Below are 20,391 nucleotides of genomic sequence, written 5' to 3' on the forward strand. Positions count from 1 at the left end.
ACTTCGTGGAGATGCCGAAGGGCGGCGCCCACCCGACCGGGTGAGCGCCGCCCTTCGCTGCGGTCGGCCTGCCTCAGAGGGCCTTGAGGATCTCGCCCACCTTGTCCTTGGCGTCGCCGAAGAGCATCTGCGTGTTGTCCCGGAAGAAGAGTGGGTTCTGCACGCCGGCGTAGCCGGTGGCCATGGAGCGCTTGAAGACGACGACGTCCTTGGCGTTCCACACCTCGAGCACGGGCATGCCGGCAATCGGGCTGCTCGGGTCCTCCGCCGCGGCCGGGTTGACCGTGTCGTTGGCACCGATGACGAGGACGACGTCGGTCTCGGGGAAGTCGTCGTTGATCTCGTCCATCTCGAGCACGACGTCGTAGGGGACCTTCGCCTCGGCGAGCAGCACGTTCATGTGCCCGGGCAGACGGCCGGCCACCGGGTGGATGCCGAAGCGGACGTCCACCCCCTTCGCCCGCAGCTTGGCGGTGAGGTCGGCGACGGGGTACTGCGCCTGCGCCACGGCCATGCCGTAGCCCGGGGCGATGACGACGGACGAGGCGTCGGAGAGCAGCTCGGCGACCTGCTCGGCCTGGATCTCGCGGTGCTCGCCGTAGTCCTTGTCCTCACCCGTCACCTGACCGTCGGAGCCGAAGCCACCGGCGATGACGGAGACGAAGGAGCGGTTCATCGCCTTGCACATGATGTACGAGAGGAAGGCACCGGAGGACCCGACGAGCGCACCGGTGACGATGAGCAGGTCGTTGGAGAGCATGAAGCCCGCGGCGGCCGCGGCCCAGCCCGAATAGCTGTTGAGCATCGACACGACGACCGGCATGTCGCCGCCGCCGATGGAGGCCACGAGGTGCCAGCCGAAGAGCAGGGCGATGACCGTCATGATCGCGAGCGGGATGATCGACGGGGAGACGACGAACCACACGCACAGCGCGACCGAGACGAGCACGGCGAGCAGGTTGAGCCAGTGGCGGGCCGGGAGCACGAGCGGCGAGGACTTGATCTTCGCGCTGAGCTTGAGGTAGGCGACGATCGAGCCGGTGAAGGTCACGGCACCGATGAAGACACCGATGAAGACCTCACCGTTGTGGATGCCGACCATGTCGATCGCCTCGAGCCGCTTGTGCTCGGCGACCGCCTCCGGGCTGTCACCGTGCGACGCGAAGAAGGTGTTGTAGCCGACGAGCACGGCGGCCAGACCGACGAAGGAGTGCATCATGGCGATGAGCTCCGGCATGCCGGTCATCTCGACCCGACGGGCGATGCGGATGCCGATGAGACCACCCAGGGCCATGGTGACGACGAGGACGCCGAGGCCCCACTTGCCGGCATCGGTGGCCGCACCCTCGCCGTAGACCCCGTCGACGACGAGGGCGATCGTGGCGAGGAGGGCGATGGCCATGCCGGCCATCCCGAACCAGTTGCCGTGCTTGGCCGACTCGTGCTTGCTCAGGCCGGCGAGGGAGAGGATGAAAAGGAGCGCCGCGACGATGTAGGCGGCGGTGACGACGGTGGACAGCACGACTCAGCCCTTCCGGAACATGTTGAGCATCCGGTTCGTCACGGTGAAGCCACCGAAGACGTTGATGCTGGCGAAGAAGATGGCAGCAGCGGCGATGACCTGGATCAGCAGGTTGGTCGACGTCACCTGGAGCAGGGCGCCGACGACGATGATCCCGGAGATCGCATTGGTCACGGACATCAGCGGCGTGTGGAGCGCGTGGTGGACGCTGCCGATGACGTAGAAGCCGATGACGACCGCGAGCGCGAAGACGATGAAGTGCGACAGGAAGGCCATCGGCATGAAGGCGGCCGCCACGAGGAAGAGGACCGCCGCAGCACCGATGAACCAGAACTTGCGGTTGGGGTCGACCGGCTTGGCCGGCTCAGCCTCCGCAGTCGGCGTCGCGGCTGCGGGAGCAGCGGGCGCAGCGGAGACCTGCACGGGCGGCGGTGGCCAGAGCGTCTCCTCGCCCTGCGTGACCGTCATGCCGCGCACGACCGTGTCCTCCATGTCGAGGACGGGCTGGCCGTCCTTGTCGGGGGTCACCAGCTTGAGCAGGTTGACGATGTTGGTGCCGAAGAGCTGGCTGGCCTGCGTGGGCAGGCGACCGGCCAGGTCGGTGTAGCCGATGATCCGCACGCCGTTGTCCGTCACGACGCGCTCGTCGGCGACGGACCCGGCGACATTGCCGCCGGAGCCGGCGGCCATGTCGACGATGACCGAGCCGGGCTTCATCGAGGCGACCATCTCCTCGGTGATCAGCCGCGGCGCGGGCTTGCCGGGGATCAGGGCCGTCGTGATGATGATGTCGACGTCCTTGGCCTGCTCGGCGTAGAGCTCGGCGGCCTTGCGGTTGAAGTCCTCACCGGTCTCCTTGGCGTAGCCGTCGCTCGACACCTCCTGCTCGACGTCGATCTGCAGGAACTCGGCGCCCATCGACTCGACCTGCTCGGCCACCTCGGGCCGCACGTCGAAGGCCCGCACGATCGCACCGAGCGAACCGGCCGCGCCGATCGCCGCCAGACCGGCGACACCGGCGCCGCAGACGAGCACCTTGGCCGGCGGGACCTTGCCCGCGGCCGTGACCTGGCCGGTGAAGAGACCACCGAACTCGTGGGCGGACTCGACGACCGCGCGGTAGCCGGCGATGTTGGCCATCGAGGACAGGACGTCGAGGGACTGGGCGCGCGAGATGCGCGGCACGGCGTCCATCGCGAGCGCGGTGACGCCCTGCGCCCGCAACGCCTCGACCTTGTCGGGGTTGAGCGCTGGCGCGAGCAGCGAGGCGAGGATCGCCCCAGACCGGAGGAGCGGCACCTCCTCGTCGGAGGGTGCGTTGACCTTGGCGACGACGTCGCTGGCCCACACCTGCTCCGCGGGCTCGAGGGTCGCTCCGGCGTCGACGTAGGCCTCGTCGGGGTAGGCGGACGCCTCGCCCGCGCCGGCCTCGACGACGACGTCGTAGCCGAGCTTGATTAGCTGCTCGACCGTTTTGGGGGTCGCCGCGACGCGGGTTTCTCCGCGCTTCGACTCCTTGGGCACGCCAAGTCGCATCGTCACTCCTGGTCAGGGGTGGTGGGTGTGGTCGGTCGGCAACCTACGACAGCCCACGGCCGGGCGGCACTCTTTGTGACGGGGACGATGCTCACACCGCCACGTGGTGAGACGGCGCGTCACGTCGAGAGCGAGGGGCGCTAGGCCCGGGGCGGCTCCCCGTCACCCTCCGCGGCGGTCTCGTCATCGACATCACTGCCGAGGACATCGCCGGCGAGGGCGGCCTCGCGGGCCTCTTCCTCGTCGTCCCAGACGGTGTGCGGGAGATCGGTGCTCACCTGCTCAGGCTAGCCGACCTACCAGCGAGTAACATCGTGCGGGTGGATCACTACGACGAGGTCAGTGGCGGCGCCCGGGCCGTGCGCGCAGCAGCGGCACACGGGGTCGAGACGATGTTCACCCTCTCCGGAGCACACGTCTTCCCGCTCTACGACGGCGCGGTGCAGGCCGATCCCCCGATGCGTCTGCTCGACGTGCGGCACGAGCAGACCGCCGTCTTCGCGGCCGAGACGACCGGCAAGCTGACCCGCACCCCGGGGCTGGCCGTCCTCACCGCCGGGCCCGGTGTGACCAACGGAGTGAGCGCCGTCGCCCAGGCCTGCTTCTCGGGCTCGCCGCTCGTCGTGCTCGGGGGCCGGGCGCCGGCCTACTCGTGGGGCCGGGGCGCGCTCCAGGAGCTGGACCACCCGAGCATCCTCGCGCCGGTGACCAAGCACTCCGGCACGATCGAGTCGGTCGACGAGATCGCCGGAGAGGTCACCGCGGCCTTCCGACTCGCGGCCGCCCCGCACCGCGGCCCGGTCTTCCTCGACGTCCCCCTCGAGGAGCTCTACGCCGACGCCGAGGACGTACCCGTCGTGGCGGACCCCGTCGCGCCCGCTCCGCCCTCCGACGACGACGTCGCGACCATCGCCCGGCTACTGGCCGGCGCTGAGCGCCCGCTCGTCGTCCTCGGCACCGACGTGTGGAGCGACCACGCCGAGACCGCGGCCCACCGCTTCGTCACCGACCTCGGCCTGCCGACGATCACCAACGGCATGGGCCGTGGCATCCTCCCGGGCGGCCACGAGCTCCTCGTCGGACGGGCGCGGCGGACCGCCGTCGGCGAGTGCGACCTGGCGCTCGTCGTGGGCACCCCTCTGGACTTCCGCCTGGGCTACGGGTCCTTCGGCGGGTCGGCCGGCGGGCCCGAGGCTAACGTCGTCCACGTCGCGGACTCCCCCGGCCAGCTGAGCGCCCACGCCTCCCCGACCGCGACCGCCGCCGGGGACCTCACCTCGTTCTTCGACCTGCTGCAGGTCGCGGTCGAGAGGCTCGGCCGGCCGGGCTGGTCCGACTGGTCCACGCGGCTGACCGACGAGGCGCGCGGCCGCGCGGCGCAGGACCTCGAGCTGCTGCGCAGCCCCGTCACCCCGACCCACCCAGCGCGGATCTACGGCGAGCTCGCGCCCCGGCTCGCCGAGGACGCGGTCGTCATCGGTGACGGGGGCGACTTCGTCTCATGGGCCGGCCGCTTCATCGAGCCGCAGCGGCCGGGCTCGTGGCTCGACCCGGGCCCCTTCGGCTGTCTGGGCGCGGGCCTCGGCGCCGCCATCGCGGCCCGCATCGCCCGCCCTTCGTCGCAGGTCGTGCTGCTCCTCGGCGACGGCGCCTCCGGCATGTCGCTCATGGACGTCGACACCCTCGTGCGCCACGACCTGCCGGTGGTCATGGTCATGGGCAACAACGGCGCGTGGGGACTGGAGAAGCAGCCGATGCAGATGCTCTACGGCTACGACGTCGCCGCCGACCTCGCCCCGCAGACCCGCTACGACGAGGTCGTGCGCGCCCTCGGTGGCGCGGGCGAGATGGTGACCGACCCCCGGCAGATCGGGGCGGCGCTCGACCGGGCCTTCGCCTCCGGGGTGCCCTACCTCGTCAACGTCGTCACGGACCCGCAGATCCCCTACCCCCGCGCGACGACCGGGATGTGAGCCGAAGGGGAGGCCGCCTCAGCGCGTGAGCCGGTCGAGCACCGCCGCGAGCAGCGCCTCGCGCAGGGCCGCCGGCACCGCGTCGAGCAGCGCGTTGACCTCGGCCATGCGATCGGGCACCTGCAGCGGCCCGTCGCCTCCCCCGAGACCGGCGATGGCGAGCAGGCCGTCGAGGGTCGCCTCGTCGAGACCTGCGGGGTCGATCTGCCCAACGGCCGCGACGAGGTCCGGGTCGACCACGACCGGGCCGGACTCCCTGGCCGCAGCGACGGACTGCGTCAGGGCGGCGACGAGCTCGTCGGTGTGGGCGGCCGTCGCCGCGCACAGGGTGAGGTGCACAGTGGCCGGGTGCCCGGCGAAGGCCATCTGCGGCTGGACGAGCCACCCGCGCGAGGCCATCTCGTCGGCGACCGTGAAGACGTCGCAGCCCGAGGTCGCCTCGAGGGCGAGCAGCGTCGAGTCGGGGGCGACGACGACCTGCAGCCCGTCGATCGCCTCCACGGCCGCGGCGACGTCCAGCGTCGCCCGCCGGGCCACGCCGGCCAGCTCGCGGTACCGCTCGAGCCCGATGGCGTGGACGACGGCCCAGGCCGCGGCGAGCGGGCCACCCGACTTCGTCGACTGGAGGGTCGTGTTGAGCATCGTGTAGCCCGGCCACGCCGCCGAGGCGTATACGTGCCCGCGCCGCAGGGCGGGGTCGCGGTGCAGCAGCAGCGAGACCCCCTTGGGCGTGTAGGCGTACTTGTGCAGGTCGACGGAGATGCTCGTGACGCCCTCGACGGCGAAGGTCCACGGCGGCGCGTCATCGAGGAAGGGCAGCACCCACCCGCCGATGCACGCGTCGACGTGGCAGCGGATGCCATGCTCCCGGGCGATCGCGGCGACCTCTTCGACGGGGTCGACGACGCCGTGGGCGTAGGAGGGAGCGGAGGCGACGAGGAGCACCGTGTCGTCCGTGACGGCGGCCGCCATCGCCATCGGGTCGGCGCGGAAGGTCGTCGGGTCGACCGGCACGCTCACGACGTCGACGCCGAGGAGGTGCCCCGCCTTGTGCACCGCCGCGTGGACGGTGCTCGGCGCGACGACCTGCGGACGCTCGACGTGGGGCGAGCCGTTGCGCGCGGCGAGCACCGCGAGGACGAGCGACTCGGTGCCGCCCGAGGTGGCGACACCGACGGTGGAGGGCGGGCCGTGGAGCAGACCGGTGGCGAGCGCGACGAGCTCGGACTCCAGCCGGGCCAGTGACGGGAATGCCGTCGGGTCGAGCCCGTTGGTCGCGGCGAAGGCTGCGAGCGCCTCGCGCCCGATGGCGTCGGCCTCCGCGAGGCCGGAGTCGTAGACATAGCTCAGCGTGCGGCCTCCGTGGGTCGGCAGGTCCTGCGCGCGAAGGGAGTCCAGTGCCGCCCGGATGTCGTCAGCCGGTGCGGGGCGAGTCGGGTCGAGGGTCATCGGGCGGCCTCTCCGGCAGCGACGACCGCTGCCTCGTCGATGCGGTAGCCCCGCAGGAGGAGCAGGGAGCCGAGCACGAGCAGCGCCGGCAGGACGGTGAAGCCCAGGGTCATGGCGGTGATCGCCGAGTCCGGTTGGGCCGCAGCTCCGTCCGTCGACGAGACGTACCCGCCGAGCATGAGGACGAGACCGTAGACGCCCGGGCCGAGGGCGAGGCCGAGCGTCTCCGCGGCGGTCCACACCCCGGTGTAGACACCGACGCGGCTCTCACCCGTGCGGTCGGCGTCGACCGCAGCAGCATCCGGGAGCATCGCCATGGGGAACATCTGCGCGCCGGCATAGCCGACCCCGACGAGGGCGAGCGCCAGGGCGACCGGGGCCAGCCCGAGGTCGTGGGTGACCCAGACGAGCACCGCCCCCACGGCGAGGCAGAGCGAGGCGACGACGAAGGCGGGCCGCTTGCCGGTCCTGCGCCCCACCCGCTCCCACAGCGGGGTGACGACGAGCGCGGGCCCGACGAAGGCGACGAAGAGGATCGTCGCGGCACCGGGGTCGCCCAGCACCCAGCGCGCCATGTAGTCGACACCGGCGAGCATGACGCCGGTGGCCAAGGCCTGGACCGCGAAGGTCAGCAGCAGCGCGCGGAAGTCCGGGGCGCCCGCCACGACCCGCAGCTGGTGGGCCAGCGAGCCACCGGCGGCGACGTGCTCGACGGGGGGTACCCCCTTCGTCCCCCACCAGGCGCCGACGGCACCGACGACGATGAGCAGACTGACGAAGACGCCGACCGCGCGGTAGCCCCACTCGGGGCCGAGCGCATCCCGCAGGGCCGGGGACAGCCCGCCGGCGACGAGGATCGTCAGCGCCAGCACGGCGACCCGCCACGTCATCAGGCGCGTCCGCTCCCCGTAGTCGCGGGTCAGCTCGGCCGGCATCGCGACGTAGGGCACCTGGAAGAAGGCGTAGGCGCTGGCGCACGCGAGGAAGAGGACTGCCACCCACCCGGCGGCCAACGCCGACGGTGAGGTCGGCCCCGCGAAGAGCAGCGCGAAGAGCACGGCCAGGGTCAGCCCCGCGCGGACGAGGAAGGGTCGCCGGCGACCGTCGGGGTGGGTGCTGCGGTCCGAGACCCGCCCGGCGATCGGGTTGAGCAGCACGTCCCACGCCTTGGGGAGCAGGACGATGAGGCCTGCCAGACCGGCCGCGATGCCGAGGCGGTCGGTGAGGTAGGGCAGCAGGAGCAGCCCGGGGACGGTGCCGAAGGCCCCCGTCGCGACCGACCCGAGGCCGTAACCTCGCCGCACCCGCCCCGGCAGCACTGCCGTGTCCTCCGCCATGACGGAAGGCTACCCACGGGTCACCGGGCGAGACGGTGCACGCGCCCGTCGCCGGTGCTGAGAGACTGCGGCCATGCGTCAGATCCGCCAGAGCCGCAAGCTGAAGGACGTCCGCTACGACGTGCGGGGGCCGATCCTCGTCGAAGCCCAGCGCCTCGAGGCCGAGGGCCACAAGATCCTCAAGCTCAACATCGGCAACACCGCCCCCTTCGGCTTCGAGGCACCGGAGGCGATCGTCGCCGACATGACGCGGCACCTGCCCGACGCGCAGGGCTATGTCGACAGCAAGGGCATCTACTCGGCGCGCACCGCGGTGGCGCAGTACTACCAGTCCCGCGGGCTCAAGGACACGACCGTCGAGGACGTCTACATCGGCAACGGCGTCTCCGAGCTCATCTCGATGGTGCTGCAGGCCTTCGTCGACGACGGCAACGAGATCCTCGTGCCCGCCCCCGACTACCCGCTGTGGACCGGCGCGGTCTCCCTCGCCGGGGGCACGCCCGTGCACTACCGGTGCGACGAGGGCAACGGGTGGAACCCCGACCTCGCCGACATCGAGGCCAAGATCACCGACGCCACCCAGGCGCTCGTCATCATCAACCCCAACAACCCGACCGGGGCGGTCTACTCGCCCGAGATCGTCCGCGGCCTCATCGACATCGCCCGCCGCCACGACCTCGTCGTCATGGCGGACGAGATCTACGAAAAGATCGTCTTCGACGACGCGGTCCACCACCACGCCGCCGAGTACGCGGGCGACGACGTGCTGTGCCTGACCTTCTCCGGCCTGTCCAAGGCCTACCGGGTGTGCGGCTACCGCGCCGGCTGGGTGATGATCTCCGGACCCAAGCACGAGGCTGCCGACTTCCTCGAGGGCCTGACGCTGCTGGCCAACATGCGCATGTGCGCCAACGTCCCCGCGCAGCACGCGATCCAGACGGCGCTCGGCGGGTACCAGTCGATCAACGAGCTCATCGTCCCCGGCGGCCGCTACCACGACCAGATCAAGCTCGCCTCGCGCCTGCTCAACGAGATCCCCGGCGTCAGCTGCGTCGAGCCGCGCGGCGCGCTCTACTGCTTCCCCCGCCTCGACCCCGAGGTCTACCGGATCGACGACGACGAGGCCTTCGTCATCGAGCTGCTGCGGGCGAAGAAGATCCTCGTCACCCACGGCACGGGCTTCAACTGGCCCGAGACCGACCACTTCCGTCTCGTGACGCTGCCGGACGAGGACGTGCTCACCGAGGCGATCGGCCGCATCGCCGAGTTCCTCGAGACCAAGCGGGCATGAGCGAAGGCGTCGGCCCGAGGCGCGACGCAGGAGACTCTCGGAGGAGGACCCTCGCCGCGGTGGCGGCGGGCGGTGCGATCGGCTCGCTCGGGCGGTGGGCCGCCGCCCTGGCGGCTGGCGGCTCCCACACGGCGACGCTGCTCGTCAACGTCACCGGGGCCTTCACCCTCGGGGTGCTCGTCGTCTGGCTCGGTCGGGGCACCGTCCACCCGCTGGCCCGACCCTTCCTCGCGGTCGGGCTGCTCGGCGGGTGGACGACGTACTCGAGCTTTGCGCTCGACGCGCACGCGCTGGCCGGGGAGGGGCTCGGCGGCCTGCTCGGGTACCTGCTGCTCACGCTGGGGCTGGGCGTCGCCGCCGCGGTCGCCGGCCTCGTCGTGGGCGACCGGGTGTGGGGCGACGACCCGTCTGCCGACGAGGCCGTCGCGGAGGGCGAGCTGTGACCGCGCTGCTCGTCGCGATCGGTGCGGCACTCGGGGCGGTCTGCCGGCACCTCGTCGTCGAGCGCCTCCGCGCCGCGGGCGCCACGGCTGTCGGCGCGGTGCTGGCCGTCAACGCCACCGGGTCCCTGCTCCTCGGCCTCGTCGCCGGCCACGCGTCCGGCGCGGCACCGGGATGGCTGCTCCCCTGCGTCGGCATCGGCTTCTGCGGGGCGTACACGACCTTCGCGACGCACGCGGTCGAGGTGGCGACCGCCCTTCGCTCCGGCCGGACCCGGCACGCCGTCGCCGACCTCGGGCTCAACCTCGCCCTCGGCCTGCTGCTCGTCTCGCTCGGCTGGACGCTCACCGCCTGACGCCCCCCTCCTTGCGCATCTCCCTAGGGAAATACGGCCCTCCTTGCGCATCTCCCTAGGGAAATGTCAGCGGGCACGGCTGTGCCCGGGCCCCCACAGGGACCCGGGCACGGGGCCGGCACAGCCGACCAGCGGAGGCGGTCAGGCCTTCGTGGCGGCCTCGAGGCGCGCGGAGACGTCGTTCCAGTTGACGATGTCCCAGAGCTTCTCGATGTAGTCCGGCTTCACGTTCTTGTACTGCAGGTAGTACGCGTGCTCCCAGGCATCGAAGGCCAGGAGCGGCGTCATACCGGCAGCGACGTTGCCGTGGTGGTCGTAGACCTGCGTGACGAGCAGCCGCTTGCCGATCGGCTCCCACGCGAGGACACCCCAGCCGGAACCCTGCGTCGTCTGCGTCGCGGCGGTCAGCTGCGCGCGGAACTTGTCGAAGGAGCCGAAGTGCTCGTCGATCGCGGTGCCGAGGGCGCCGTCGGGCTTGTCGCCACCGTCCGGGGAGAGGTTCTCCCAGAAGATCGAGTGCAGCACGTGACCGGAGACGTTGAAGGCCAGCGTCTTCTCGAGGCCGACGATGCCGGAGAGGTCACCCTTGTCGCGCGCCTCGGCGATCTTCTCCGTGGTGTCGTTGGCGCCCTTGACGTAGGTCGCGTGGTGCTTGTCGTGGTGCAGCTCGAGGATCTCGCCGCTCATGGCCGGCTCGAGGGCGCCGTAGTCGTAGGGAAGGTCAGGAAGGGTGTACATGGAGCCTCCGATGCGTAACGGATGTGCTTGCCCTGCCTACCCTTCCATGTCGTCTGGAATGAGTCCACGAAAGGGCACCCTCACCCGGCGTGGGCGGGCCTAGGATCGAGCCCCATGACCGACCGCGACCCCATCTCCGCCGCCCACGACCAGTGGGTGGCCCACGGCTGGGGCAACGCCGCCGACGGCATGGCCCTGATGACTTCCGTGGTCCGCGCCCAGCAGCTCGTGCACGAGCGGGTCGAGTCGGTCCTGCGGCCGCACGACCTAACCTTCGCCCGCTTCGAGATCCTGCGGCTGCTCGCCTTCAGCCGGCGTCGCGAGATGCCGATGAGCCGCCTCGGATCGCTGCTCCAGGTCCACGCGACGAGCGTGACGAGCGCCGTCGCCCGCCTCGAGAAGCAGGGCCTGGTCGAGCGACGGCAGAGCCCCGACGACGGTCGCGTCGTCCTCGCCTCCCTGACGACGAAGGGGGCGCAGCTCGTCGAGTCCGCCACCCACGACCTCAACGAGCAGGTCTTCACCTCCCCCGGCCTGACGGAAGCAGAGGTGCGGCAGGCGACGGCGCTGCTGTCCTCCCTTCGCGCCGCGCACGGGGATGACGTGGACTGAGACTCCCTTCGAGACGGCCGCAGGCGGCCTCCTCAGGGAGCGGGGGGCCGGGGCGGCCTCCTCAGGGAGCGGGGGAGAGCGGGAGCGGGCATGGTTTCCCAATAATACTTGGATGTCCTAGCATCTGAGGTGACCCGCACTTCGACGACGAGGTAGGACATGTCCACGCCCGAGCTGCACACCCCGACCCACCCGGTCCGGTTCGTCACCGCCTCCGCCCTCTTCGACGGCCACGACGCCTCGATCAACATCATGCGGCGGATCATGCAGAGCCAGGGCGCCGAGGTGATCCACCTCGGGCACAACCGCTCCGTCCAGGAGGTCGTCGACGCGGCGATCGACGAGGACGTCCAGGGCGTCGCCGTCTCGTCCTACCAGGGCGGGCACGTCGAGTACTTCGAGTACCTCACCCAGCTGCTGCGCGAGCAGGGCGCCGGCCACGTCAAGGTCTTCGGCGGCGGCGGCGGCGTCATCGTCCCGGAGGAGATCGCGCGCCTGCGCGAGGCCGGTGTGACGATCTTTTCCCCCGAGGACGGCCAGCGACTGGGCCTGCCCGGCATGATCAACACGCTCATCGCCGACTGCGACACGGACGTGTGGGAGGGCGGCCCGGTCGCGCTCGAGCCGGTGCTCGCCGGCGAGCGCGCCGCCCTGGCGCGCGCCATCTCCGGCGCCGAGCTCGGTCACCTCGACGAGGCCTTCCTCACCGGCGTCCGCGAAGCGGCCGAGCGCTCCCACGCCCCCGTCCTCGGCCTGACCGGCACCGGCGGCTCGGGCAAGTCCTCGCTCACCGACGAGCTCGTGCGCCGTTTCCGCGTCGACCAGCAGGACAAGCTGCGCATCGCGGTCATCGCCGTCGACCCCACCCGCCGGAAGGGGGGCGGCGCCCTGCTCGGTGACCGCATCCGGATGAACTCCCTCGGCGAGAGCACCTTCGGCTCCTCCCCCGTCTTCTTCCGGTCCCTGGCGACCCGCGGTGACCGCGAGGTCCCCGAGGCCCTCTCGACGGTCATCGACCTGACCAAGGCCGCGGGCTTCGACCTCGTCATCGTCGAGACGCCCGGCATCGGGCAGGGCGATGCCGCCATCGTCCCCTTCGTCGACGTGCCGATGTACGTGATGACGCCTGAGTTCGGCGCCGCCAGCCAGCTGGAAAAGATCGACATGCTCGACTTCGCCGAGGTCGTCGCGATCAACAAGTTCGAGCGCCACGGCGCCGCCGACGCACTGCGCGACGTCGGCCGCCAGCTCGTCCGCAACCGTGAGGCCTTCGGCCAGCGCCCCGAGGACATGCCGGTCTTCGGCACCTCGGCGGCGACCTTCAACGACGACGGTGTCACCGGGCTCTACCAGCACCTGCGCGACCTGCTCGCCGACAAGGGACTGCCCGTCGACGAGGGACAGCTCGCCCCGGTCGACACCAAGCACTCGACCCGCTTCGGCCAGGTCGCCCCCGCGACGCGGGTGCGCTACCTCGCCGAGATCACCGAGACGGTCCGCGGCTACCACGAGCGCACCCGGGCGCTCGCCGCCAGCGCCCGCCGGGTGCAGCGCCTGGCCGCCGTCGACGACGAGCTGACCGCCGCGGGCAAGGACGGCCACGGCGTCGACGAGCTCCTCGACGCCGCGCGCCAGGAGCTGCCCACCGAGGTCGCCGAGCAGATCGAGCGCTGGCCCTCGGTCGTCGAGTCCTACTCCGGCGACGAGCAGGTCGTGACGATCCGCGGCAAGGAGCTGCACACCAAGCTGACCAAGGAGTCGCTGTCGGGCAACAAGATCCCGCGCGTCGCCCTGCCCAAGCACACCGACCACGGTGACCTCGTCACCTTCTGGCGGTCGGAAAACCTGCCCGGCTTCTTCCCGTACACCGCCGGCGTATTCCCCTTCAAGCGGGACAACGAGGACCCGGCACGCATGTTCGCCGGGGAGGGCGACCCCTTCCGCACCAACCGCCGCTTCAAGCTGCTCTCCCAGGGGCAGCCGGCCACCCGCCTGTCGACGGCCTTCGACTCGGTGACGCTCTACGGTCGCGACCCCGGCGAGCGCCCCGACATCTACGGCAAGGTCGGCACCTCCGGCGTGTCCGTCGCGACGCTCGACGACATGAAGGAGCTCTACTCCGGCTTCGACCTCGTCTCCCCCACGACGAGCGTGTCGATGACGATCAACGGGCCTGCTCCGACCGTGCTCGCCTTCTTCCTCAACACCGCCATCGACCAGCAGCTCGACGCCTTCCGCGAGCGGGAGGGGCGCGAGCCCTCCGTCACCGAGGCGGAGGAGCTGCGGGCGCACGCCCTGCACAACGTCCGCGGCACCGTCCAGGCCGACATCCTCAAGGAGGACCAGGGGCAAAACACCTGCCTCTTCTCCACCGAGTTCAGCCTGCGGATGATGGCCGACATCCAGGAGTGGTTCATCGAGCAGGGGGTGCGCAACTTCTACTCGGTGAGCATCTCCGGCTACCACATCGCCGAGGCCGGGGCGAACCCCATCAGCCAGCTCGCCTTCACCCTGGCCAATGGCTTCACCTACGTCGAGGCCTACCTCGCGCGGGGCATGGACATCAACGACTTCGCGCCCAACCTGTCCTTCTTCTTCTCCTCCGGCATGGACCCGGAGTACTCCGTGCTCGGTCGCGTCGCCCGCCGCATCTGGGCCGTCGCCATGAAGGAGAAGTACGGCGCCAACGACCGCAGCCAGAAGCTGAAATACCACATCCAGACGAGCGGCCGGTCGCTGCACGCGCAGGAGATGGACTTCAACGACATCCGCACGACGCTGCAGGCGCTCAACGCCCTCTACGACAACGCCAACAGCCTGCACACCAATGCCTACGACGAGGCAGTGACGACCCCGTCGACAGAGTCGGTGCGCCGGGCCCTGGCGATCCAGCTGATCATCAGCCGCGAGTGGGGCCTGTCGATGAACGAGAACCCGCTCCAGGGCTCCTTCGTCATCGACGAGCTCACCGACCTCGTCGAGGAGGCCGTGCTCACCGAGTTCGACCGGATCAACGACCGCGGCGGGGTCCTCGGCGCGATGGAGACCGGCTACCAGCGCGGCCGGATCCAGGACGAGTCGCTGATCTACGAGCACCGCAAGCACGACGGGTCCCTGCCGATCGTCGGCGTCAACACCTTCCTGCGGGAGGACGGAGCGAAGGGAGAGCCCGACGAGATCGAGCTGGCCCGCGCCACCGAGGACGAGAAGGTCTCCCAGCTGGAGCGCGTGCGTGCCTACCAGGAGACCCACCGCGAGGACGCCGAGGCCGCCATCGCCCGGCTCAAGGAGGCGGCGACGACCGATGCCAACGTCTTCGAGGTGCTCATGGACGCCGCCCGCGTGTGCAGCCTCCAGCAGGTGACTGACGCCTTCTTCGAGGTCGGCGGCCAGTACCGCCGCAATGTCTGAGTCGTGACCACCGGGTGGGCGCATTTCCCTAGGGAGATGCGCCCACCCGGCGTCATCTCCCTAGGGAGATGCGCACGTCGGTACCCTGCGAGCGTGACCTCCGAGCGCTGGCCCGCGTACGTGTACGGCGAAGGGGAGGAGCCGGACTACCGGTTCAGCCTCGCCAACGAGCGCACCCTGCTCGCGTGGCTGCGGACCACCCTCGCGCTGCTCGCAGCGGGGGTCGCCGTCGACGTCGTCGACATCGGGGTCCCCGACCCGATGACCCGCGCCCTCGCCGCCATGCTCCTCACCCTCGGGGCGCTGTGCCCGCTCCTGGCCTTCGCCCGGTGGGCCATGGCCGAGCGGGCGATGCGACGGGGCGAGCCACTCCCTTCGCTCGGGGTGTCGGCCGCGATCGTCACCGGCCTGGTCCTCGTTGCGGCAGCGGCCCTGGCCGTGGTCGTCGGGACCTCGAGGTGAGCGAGCTCGCCGCCGCCGCACCTCGAGGGGCACAACCGGAGCGCACCGCCCTGTCGTGGCAGCGGACCTCGCTCGCGACCGCGACCGGGGCGGCGATCATCGCCCGCCACACCGGGGGCGAGCTCGGCCCGGCTGCCCTGCTCATCATGGTCGCCACGCTCGCGCTGGCGGGGGCGGCCTTCGCCCTCGGCCGGACCCGCTACGCGGCAACCCCCGCGGAGCCCTCCCGGCGGCGCGACGGGCGGGCTCCCTTCGTCCTGGCCGTCGCGATCACGGGCATGGGCCTGACCGAGCTGCTCGCCCTGGCGGTGCGCTGATGTCCCGCGACGACCTCGACGCCGCCGTCGAGCTGCCCCGCCCTCCGGCGCGGGTCGTCTCGCTCGTCCCCAGCCTCACCGAGGCGATCGCGACGAGCTGCCCGCAGCTGCTCGTCGGGGCCACCGACTGGTGCACCCACCCGGCCGACCTCGACGTGGCCCGGGTGCGCGGGACGAAGAACCCCCACCTCGCGGCGATCGCCGATCTCGCCCCCGACCTCGTCGTGGCCAACAAGGAAGAAAACCGCGAGCTCGACGTGCGCCGCCTGCGCCAGCGCGGCACCGCCGTCTGGGTCACCGACATCGAGGACATGCCGTCGGCGCTGACCTCGATGCGCCGGGTGTGGGTCGAGGGCCTGCAGCAGCCGGTCCCTGACTGGCTCGAGCGGGCCGAGCAGCTCTGGGGCACACCGGCGCCGGCGACGCGCGGCACTGTGGTCGTGCCCATCTGGCGCGACCCGTGGATGGCCGTCGGCCCGCGCACCTACACGACCGACCTGCTGGCCCGGCTCGGCTGGACCAATGCCCTCGCCGGCCCAGACGCCGACCCGAGCGACCGATACCCGCACGTCGACCTCGCCGACCTCGACCACCCCGGCACCGACCTCGTCCTCCTACCCGATGAGCCCTATGTCTTCACCGCCGATGACGGACCCGAGGCCTTCACCCGCGTGCCGACCCGGCTCGTCAGCGGTCGCTTGCTCACCTGGTACGGCCCGGCGATGGTCGAGGCCCACGAGGTCCTCGCGCCATGACGAAGGGGGGCCGGTCACCTCGGGGTGACCGGCCCCCCTTCGAGGCTCCTGCGTCGCACCTCAGGACGACGCCTTCGTGCCGCGGTGGCGTCAGGGCTTCTTCTTGGCCACCGCGGCCTGGGCGTCGATGATGCCCTCGCCGTAGAAGCCGTTGAAGCGCTCGCTCCCCACGCACTCGGCGTCGTAGTCCGAGGGCAGACCCGGGTAGGTCTGCGTCCGCGGCTCGGGGCAGGCCTTGTCACGGGCCGACCGCAGCAGGACCGACCGCGTGGTGTCGGCGTCGAGACCGAAGCCCGAGCGCCCCTGCTTCGTGCCGTACCGGCTGACGATCAGGGCCGAGACACCGGCCGCGTGCGGCGACGCCATCGAGGTGCCCTGGTAGTACTCGTAGTAGCCGCAGACCTGCTTGCCCTTGACCTTGCCGCAGTCCTTGAAGACCGAGCCCTCGGCCTCGGGCACGACGTTGCCGTCCTCGTCGACCGAGCCCTCGGACTTGACGACGTTTTCCGGGACCGACGAGAGGATGAGGTTGGCCGGGCTGCGGTAGTCGGGGGTGCCGTGGTACTCGCGCGAGTCACCGCCGGGGGCGCTCACCTCGATCTCGTCCGACTGCAGGTCCTTGGTGTAGTTGGAGAAGTACGACTTGCGCTCGGTCGGGCCCACGGAGGAGACCCCGATCACCTCGGGCCCCTCGACCGGCAGGTCACGGCACCGGGCGTTGTCGATGGTGCGCTCGTGCTCGTTGCCCTCGGGGAAGTTGGGGCTGCTCGAGTCGGTGCCGGGGTTCGACAGGTCCGTCGAGGCGTTGCCGAGAGCACCCACGAGGGTGACGTCCTTGCTGTGCGCGTAGCGCAGCGCACGGGACATCGACTCGATGGTCATGTCCTGCTCGGCCGCCTCCTCCGGGCTGTCCTCGGGGGCGCCGCCCTGGCAGTAGTACGCCCACGGGTCGACGTAGAAGCTCATGTTGACCACGTCGAGGCCGGCGTCGGCCGAGTAGGTCAGGGCGTTGACCGTCGGGCCGACGAAGAAGTAGCCCGAGTCCTGGCCGGCGCGCACGTTGACGATCGAGACGTCCGGAGCGACGCCGGAGACGCCGATGCCGTTCTTGGACGCCGCGATGGTGCCCGCGACGTGCGTACCGTGGCCGCCGTTGTCGACGTCCGCCGGGTCGACACAGGACTCGACCTCGCAGGGCCCGTCGATCGCCGGGATGTCGTAGGTGAAGTTGCGCGAGAGCTTGCGGTCGAAGTTGGGGGCGATGTCCGGGTGGCTCGCGTCGACACCGGTGTCGATGACGCCGACCTTGACCCGCTTGTCGCCCGACTCGACCTGGTGCGCGGCAGCCGTGTTGATCATGTCCAGGCCCCACAGCTTGTCGTCGAGCGGGTCGGCTCCCTTCGCGCCCTGGCCCTTGCCCTTGCCCACAGAGGCTGCCTTGGCCTGGCTCGCCGCCGGCGTCGGGGGACGCTCGATGCGCTTGTTCTTGTCGAGCTTGCCCTGGGACAACCGCTGTGGGGAGCGGCCGACGATGCCCTCCTCCGCGGCGCCGTAGACGCCGTCCATCGTGCGCGTCTTCGCGGCGAAGCCGGTGTCGGTGGAGGTGACCGTCACCATGCCGATCTTGTCGTTGACGGAGACGATCTTGGCCCCCTTCGCCTTGAGGCGGTCGGCGAGATCGGACGCGCTGCCTCCGCGGTCGGCCAGGACGACGTAGCTCGTCTCCGGCCCGGTGGTCGAGGTCGTCGACGCGCTCGTCCCTGCGTCGGCGGTCGGTGCTGCAGTGGCGGTGAGCCCGGTTGCCCCGAGCGCGAACGCTCCGAGGACCGCGGCCATGCGCTGGTGTCGCATGAGTTTCCTCCCGGTGGATGTCGGCGGCGGTCAGCCGCCCTCCGTCAACCTATGACCGGGCTCACGTGGGCTGTTCGAACACAACGTCAGGACATCGTCAGGTTTGCCAACGTCGCCGCGTGGCGCGCAGCGCGTGGGCGAGGAGGCCGTCGAAGAGCCCCGCGACCTCCCGCGCACCGGGGTTGCGCAGGTCGTGGATCGGCACGAAGGCCCCCTGGGCGCGCTGCACCGAAGTGCGCTCGGGGATCCGCTGGGTGAGCACGAGCGGCCCGAAGAGGGAGGCGAGCTCCTCGACCCGGTACCGGTGCTCGCCGATGTTGGCCCGCAGCCGGTTGACGACGATGCCGAGCGGCTGCAGCCGGGGGTTGAGCGAGCTGCGCACCTCGTGGACCGCCTTCAGGGCACGGTCGGCCGCAGCGATCGCGAAGACCCCGGGCTCGGTGACGACGAGCGCTCGATGGGCCGCGGCGAGGCCGATCCGGGTGAGCCCGCCGAGGGAGGGCGGGCAGTCGACGACGACGAGGTCGTAGGCGCCGTCGACCTTGTCGAGCACCGTGCGAAGGGAGGTGAGCGCTCGGGTGGACAGGTCGGTGCGGTCGAGCCGGGCGAGCTCTGCGCCGCCGACGACGACGTCGACCGGGGCGGCACTCCCTTCGCTCCAGTGGCTGCGCAGGGTCGCCGCCCGCAGGTGGCGACGACGCGGGTCGTCGATGATGGTGGCGCTCGTCGACGTCACGTCACCGTCCACGTCGAGCCCGGCGGTCGAGTCGCCCTGGGGGTCGAGGTCGACGACGAGCGTGCGCAGTCCCGCCTGTCGCGCGGCGGAGACCAGACCCAGGGTCACGGAGGTCTTGCCCACGCCCCCCTTGAGGCTGCACACCGCGATGACGACCACGCACCGATGATATGCGTCGCGCCCCCTCCGTCCGATGGACGAAGGGGGCGCGAGACCGCCGGTCGGGGCGCTCCGGGGCATCCGCCCCGCCGCATCTCCCTAGGGAAATCCCCACCCGACGGCGCATTTCCCTGGGGAGATGCGCACGTTTGGTGTCATCTGCCTAGGTAGATGCGATTACTTGAGCTCCTTGCTCGAGTAGCCGAGGATGCGGCGGGCGACGACGAGCAGCTGGATCTGCTGCGTGCCCTCGAAGATGTCGAGGATTTTGGAGTCGCGGGCCCACTTCTCGAGCAGGTGGGTCTCGGCGTAGCCGGTGGCGCCGGCGAGCTCGACGCAGGCGAGCGAGACGTTGACACAGGTGCGCCCGGCCTTCGCCTTGGCCATCGAGGCCTCCATCGAGTTGGGCTTGCCGTTGTCGGCCATCCACGCCGCCCGCAGGGTGAGCAGGTAGGCGCTCTGGTAGTCGGCCTCCATCTCGATGAGCTTGGCGGCGGCCGCGGACTGCACGTTGGCCGGCCGGTCCCAGTCGACCTCGATGCCGGCCTCCTTGAGCAGCTCCGTGGTCTTGTCGAGCGACGCACGGGTCAGGCCGAGGGCCATCGACGCGACGAGCGGACGCGTGTTGTCGAAGGTCTGCATGGCCCCACCGAAGCCACCCTCGATCTTGATCTCCGGGTCGCCCAGGAGGTCCTCGGCGGGCACGCGGCAGTTGTCGAGGACGAAGGCCGCGGTGTCCGACGCGCGGATACCGAGCTTGTGCTCCAGGCGCACCAGCTGCAGTCCGGGGTTGTCACGACGGACGACGAAGGACTTGATGGCCGTCTTGCCGAGGCTGCGGTCGAGGGTCGCCCAGACGACGACGAGCTCGGCACGCTCACCCGAGGTGACGAAGATCTTTTCGCCGTTGAGGACGTACTCGTCCCCGTCCTTGACCGCCGTCGTGCGGATGGCGCCGGAGTCGGAGCCGACGTCGGGCTCGGTGATGGCCATGGCGGCCCACTTGCCGGCGTAGCGCGCCTTCTGCTCGTCGTTGGCGACGGCGGCGATCGCCGCATTGCCCAGGCCCTGGCGCGGGATGGACAGGGTCAGGCCGACGTCACCACGGCAGGTCTCGAGGATCGAGAGCACCGAGGAGAGGTTGGAGCCGTTCTTGTTCTCCTTCGCGCCCTTCTTCGAGCTGCGGCCGGAGCCGACGGCCGCGACGTCACCCTCCTCCGCGCCGTCGTCCTTGGCGCGGGTCGAGGAGGACGCGCCCGCGCCCTGGCCGGCACCACCGTCGGACATGCCGTCGATGACGGCGGAGACGAGGTCCAGCTCGGCGGGGTACTCGTGCTCGGCGACGTCGTACTTGCGCGAGATGGGCCAGAAGACCTCCTCGGCCATGCCACGCGCCTGGGAGATGAGGGGTCGGAACTTCTTCGGAACCTCGAGGTCGATCATGAT

18 protein-coding genes are annotated in these 20,391 nt (G+C 71.0%); 9 read left to right on the top strand and 9 right to left on the bottom strand.

The annotated features are described in order from the left end of the window. Window positions 1–73: 73 nt before the first annotated feature. The 3 genes from pntB to CWN80_RS15390 form a co-directional block, all read right to left on the bottom strand. Window positions 74–1,522, bottom strand: a complete 1,449-nt coding sequence (gene pntB, locus CWN80_RS09240; protein ID WP_007927705.1) for a Re/Si-specific NAD(P)(+) transhydrogenase subunit beta — start codon at window positions 1,520–1,522, stop codon at window positions 74–76. Between the two features lie 3 nt (window positions 1,523–1,525). Continuing rightward, complete coding sequence (locus CWN80_RS09245) at window positions 1,526–3,058, bottom strand: Re/Si-specific NAD(P)(+) transhydrogenase subunit alpha (protein ID WP_007927706.1); 1,533 nt, start codon at window positions 3,056–3,058, stop codon at window positions 1,526–1,528. A 140-nt stretch (window positions 3,059–3,198) separates the two neighbouring features. Continuing rightward, the gene (locus CWN80_RS15390) at window positions 3,199–3,336 is read right to left on the bottom strand and encodes a hypothetical protein (protein ID WP_156811770.1); all 138 of its coding nucleotides are present in this window, start codon (window positions 3,334–3,336) and stop codon (window positions 3,199–3,201) included. 42 nt (window positions 3,337–3,378) lie between these two features. Here CWN80_RS15390 and CWN80_RS09250 point away from each other — a divergent pair, with 42 nt between their 5' ends. Next, a complete protein-coding gene (locus CWN80_RS09250; protein ID WP_007927707.1) occupies window positions 3,379–5,031 on the top strand; it encodes an acetolactate synthase in 1,653 nt (550 codons plus the stop codon). Between the two features lie 18 nt (window positions 5,032–5,049). On the opposite strand, the gene CWN80_RS09255 is transcribed toward CWN80_RS09250, so the two are convergent. After that, on the bottom strand, window positions 5,050–6,480 hold the full coding sequence (locus tag CWN80_RS09255; protein WP_007927708.1) for a pyridoxal phosphate-dependent decarboxylase family protein: 1,431 nt from the start codon (window positions 6,478–6,480) through the stop codon (window positions 5,050–5,052). Continuing rightward, entirely contained in the window at window positions 6,477–7,817 is a 1,341-nt protein-coding gene (locus CWN80_RS09260) for an MFS transporter (protein ID WP_040881292.1), read from the bottom strand. Before CWN80_RS09260 ends, CWN80_RS09255 begins: the two co-directional genes overlap by 4 nt. Before the next feature lie 73 nt (window positions 7,818–7,890). Between CWN80_RS09260 and CWN80_RS09265 the strand changes: the two genes are divergently transcribed. The 3 genes from CWN80_RS09265 to CWN80_RS09275 are packed head-to-tail and all read left to right on the top strand — an operon-like array spanning window position 7,891 to window position 9,904. Next, on the top strand, window positions 7,891–9,108 hold the full coding sequence (locus CWN80_RS09265; RefSeq protein ID WP_007927710.1) for a pyridoxal phosphate-dependent aminotransferase: 1,218 nt from the start codon (window positions 7,891–7,893) through the stop codon (window positions 9,106–9,108). After that, window positions 9,105–9,551 (top strand): fluoride efflux transporter FluC, encoded by a 447-nt coding sequence (locus CWN80_RS09270; protein ID WP_051987990.1) that lies wholly within the window; start codon window positions 9,105–9,107, stop codon window positions 9,549–9,551. Before CWN80_RS09265 ends, CWN80_RS09270 begins: the two co-directional genes overlap by 4 nt. After that, window positions 9,548–9,904 carry a fluoride efflux transporter FluC gene (locus CWN80_RS09275; RefSeq protein WP_007927712.1) on the top strand — a complete coding sequence of 119 codons (357 nt, stop codon included), beginning with the start codon at window positions 9,548–9,550 and terminating at the stop codon, window positions 9,902–9,904. The genes CWN80_RS09270 and CWN80_RS09275 overlap by 4 nt, the downstream gene beginning before the upstream one ends. A gap of 141 nt (window positions 9,905–10,045) precedes the next feature. On the opposite strand, the gene CWN80_RS09280 is transcribed toward CWN80_RS09275, so the two are convergent. Beyond that, complete coding sequence (locus CWN80_RS09280; RefSeq protein WP_007927714.1) at window positions 10,046–10,642, bottom strand: superoxide dismutase; 597 nt, start codon at window positions 10,640–10,642, stop codon at window positions 10,046–10,048. A 114-nt stretch (window positions 10,643–10,756) separates the two neighbouring features. Here CWN80_RS09280 and CWN80_RS09285 point away from each other — a divergent pair, with 114 nt between their 5' ends. The 5 genes from CWN80_RS09285 (at window position 10,757) to CWN80_RS09305 (ending at window position 16,199) form a co-directional block, all read left to right on the top strand. Next, entirely contained in the window at window positions 10,757–11,254 is a 498-nt protein-coding gene (locus tag CWN80_RS09285; protein WP_128277197.1) for a MarR family winged helix-turn-helix transcriptional regulator, read from the top strand. Window positions 11,255–11,413: 159 nt separating this feature from the next. Continuing rightward, window positions 11,414–14,665, top strand: a complete 3,252-nt coding sequence (icmF, locus tag CWN80_RS09290; RefSeq protein ID WP_007927718.1) for a fused isobutyryl-CoA mutase/GTPase IcmF — start codon at window positions 11,414–11,416, stop codon at window positions 14,663–14,665. Window positions 14,666–14,758: 93 nt separating this feature from the next. Next, window positions 14,759–15,127 carry a YidH family protein gene (locus CWN80_RS09295; RefSeq protein WP_007927720.1) on the top strand — a complete coding sequence of 123 codons (369 nt, stop codon included), beginning with the start codon at window positions 14,759–14,761 and terminating at the stop codon, window positions 15,125–15,127. Then, window positions 15,124–15,444, top strand: a complete 321-nt coding sequence (locus CWN80_RS09300; RefSeq protein WP_007927722.1) for a DUF202 domain-containing protein — start codon at window positions 15,124–15,126, stop codon at window positions 15,442–15,444. Before CWN80_RS09295 ends, CWN80_RS09300 begins: the two co-directional genes overlap by 4 nt. Then, window positions 15,444–16,199, top strand: a complete 756-nt coding sequence (locus CWN80_RS09305; RefSeq protein WP_007927724.1) for a helical backbone metal receptor — start codon at window positions 15,444–15,446, stop codon at window positions 16,197–16,199. The genes CWN80_RS09300 and CWN80_RS09305 overlap by 1 nt, the downstream gene beginning before the upstream one ends. A 90-nt stretch (window positions 16,200–16,289) precedes the next feature. On the opposite strand, the gene CWN80_RS09310 is transcribed toward CWN80_RS09305, so the two are convergent. The 3 genes from CWN80_RS09310 to CWN80_RS09320 form a co-directional block, all read right to left on the bottom strand. Next, entirely contained in the window at window positions 16,290–18,050 is a 1,761-nt protein-coding gene (locus tag CWN80_RS09310) for a S8 family serine peptidase (protein ID WP_007927726.1), read from the bottom strand. A gap of 97 nt (window positions 18,051–18,147) precedes the next feature. Further along, a complete protein-coding gene (locus CWN80_RS09315; protein WP_128277198.1) occupies window positions 18,148–18,945 on the bottom strand; it encodes a ParA family protein in 798 nt (265 codons plus the stop codon). Window positions 18,946–19,122: 177 nt separating this feature from the next. Beyond that, complete coding sequence (locus tag CWN80_RS09320) at window positions 19,123–20,388, bottom strand: acyl-CoA dehydrogenase family protein (protein WP_007927730.1); 1,266 nt, start codon at window positions 20,386–20,388, stop codon at window positions 19,123–19,125. Between the last annotated feature and the right edge of the window lie 3 nt (window positions 20,389–20,391).

It is taken from the genome of Janibacter hoylei PVAS-1 (assembly GCF_004025845.1).
GTDB lineage: Bacteria > Actinomycetota > Actinomycetes > Actinomycetales > Dermatophilaceae > Janibacter > Janibacter hoylei.